Annotated in this window: 2 protein-coding genes; one reads left to right on the top strand and one right to left on the bottom strand. The window is 33.8% G+C overall.

Going from position 1 to position 1,671, the window contains the following annotated elements; genetic code table 11:
- Positions 1-292: 292 nt before the first annotated feature.
- A complete protein-coding gene (locus PX482_RS17955) occupies positions 293-679 on the bottom strand; it encodes a hypothetical protein (RefSeq protein WP_043999243.1) in 387 nt (128 codons plus the stop codon).
- A 282-nt stretch (positions 680-961) separates the two neighbouring features.
- On the opposite strand from PX482_RS17955, the gene PX482_RS17950 reads away from it, so the two are divergent.
- Positions 962-1,549 carry a helix-turn-helix domain-containing protein gene (locus tag PX482_RS17950; RefSeq protein WP_288027875.1) on the top strand — a complete coding sequence of 196 codons (588 nt, stop codon included), beginning with the start codon at positions 962-964 and terminating at the stop codon, positions 1,547-1,549.
- The last annotated feature ends 122 nt before the right edge of the window (positions 1,550-1,671 follow it).

Raw genomic sequence — 1,671 nt, 5'->3', positions numbered from 1 at the left:
ACCCTTATAGAGAAAGGCATTTAGCGATTTTTGTCAATTGTTTTTTATCTAGAGCGAACTAATCAATTAAGTCTCTTGCCAGATAAGGATTTAGTCGATTTATGCCCCCCTATCGAACCATAACAAGTAACGAAGAGCCAAGAAATATGAAATTAAACAACTCAAGTAATGAGGCATTATTAGCAAACGATTTGCCAAATCCATAAAAAATTCTCCAGCTAACTTTACCAATTTATGAAATTATCAAAGTATCAAAAAGGTTGGGTAAATTTTGACAATTTGTGCACTCGATTTACTCACCGAATAATTGACCATGTACAGCATTTACAAACGCTTCTGCTTCTGATTTTTGCCATGGCAATCCAGTGACAGGAGTTGCTGTTCCTCCGGCCGTAACCACACTTACCGTTGGAGATCCCCACATCAATAGAACACCAAAAATCAAGGGAATAATACCCACTACTACAGTTATCAAGACAATTCCTAAAACAACAAGGAATAGTCCCCCAACAACTTTCCTATCCATTTCATATCGAACTGAAACAACTTGCTTGAGAGGAACATCTTCTCTTCGTCCACCACTAAACCAGCTTTTCTTCGCCATATAGGTAAGTCTTTTGTTCGTTACAATACCAAAACAGTTGTCAACTAAGACATTTTCTTTAGAACTTGATGTCATTTTTTCCTCCTCATTTGATTTGTGTAATGGTTGATCGTGTGACCTGGACTGCATTGCCTAAAGCCAGTTTAGGCATCCTGACTGTGATATACTAAAATCTGTACTATCACACATTTTCTTTAGATTGCCTAAATAAAGCCTTGAAACTGCTTAATTACTTAGGATACATCGTAGTCTTGAGTTTAGTCAGTCGGAAAAGTCGGAACTTACAGCCAAACAATTGATCTGAAATATCGGAAATATCAGCTAAAATAAGTAAAAAACTTACCTAATCTATAGTCCATGTTTCAAGCTAATCTATCTAATACGGTGTTAAATCTCTTAGATGAGTTGGTTTTTGCCAAAACAGATCAACATCTAGACTATCTTCAAAAAACTATCTTGCAAGGGACCTTAGAAGGTTACAAATACTCAGAAGTTGCCAAAGAATCTCATCTTAGTGAAGGTCATATTCGAGATAGTGCTTCAGAATTATGGAAAATTTTGTCAGAAGTTTTAGGGGAAGATATTACTAAATCAAATATTAGAGCAGTTTTAAAGAAACATAGCTTTATAAATAATAATATGGGACGAGATTTAGTCTCTTTTAATAATGTTCATATTTGTGATCATAATCCATTTTCCCTCAATAATAATAATTATCACTCTGAAATCCAGCGCGATCAACCTTATTTAGATTTAGGTCATATTCCTGAAATAACTCAATTTTATGGGAGAGTTGCCGAATTAAATAATCTAGAAACTTGGATAGTTGCGGAGAAATACCGTTTGGTTACTGTGTTAGGTTTAAAAGGAATTGGTAAAACCACCCTTTCTTTGAAACTGGTTGATAAAATCAAAAATAGTTTTAATAGAACTCTTGCAAATTAATTATATGTTATAATCATGGGTTAACTAATTTTCCCCAAAAAATTAGTTAACCAGTACATTTGTCCTGAATGAAAACTTGAAGTTTAACTTTTAACTCAAAACTCTTTAGATATGCTTTAATT

The organism is Microcystis sp. M53602_WE12 (assembly GCF_030065455.1).
GTDB lineage: Bacteria > Cyanobacteriota > Cyanobacteriia > Cyanobacteriales > Microcystaceae > Microcystis > Microcystis aeruginosa.
The sequence above is the reverse complement of the archived record's forward strand: the minus strand, read 5'-3'. Positions and strand labels throughout refer to the sequence as shown.

Excerpts from the sequence above, each read along its gene's own strand:
- PX482_RS17955 (WP_043999243.1), bottom strand. The coding sequence starts at position 679 with ATGACATCAAGTTCTAAAGAAAATGTCTTAGTTGACAACTGTTTTGGT.
- PX482_RS17950 (WP_288027875.1), top strand. The coding sequence starts at position 962 with ATGTTTCAAGCTAATCTATCTAATACGGTGTTAAATCTCTTAGATGAG.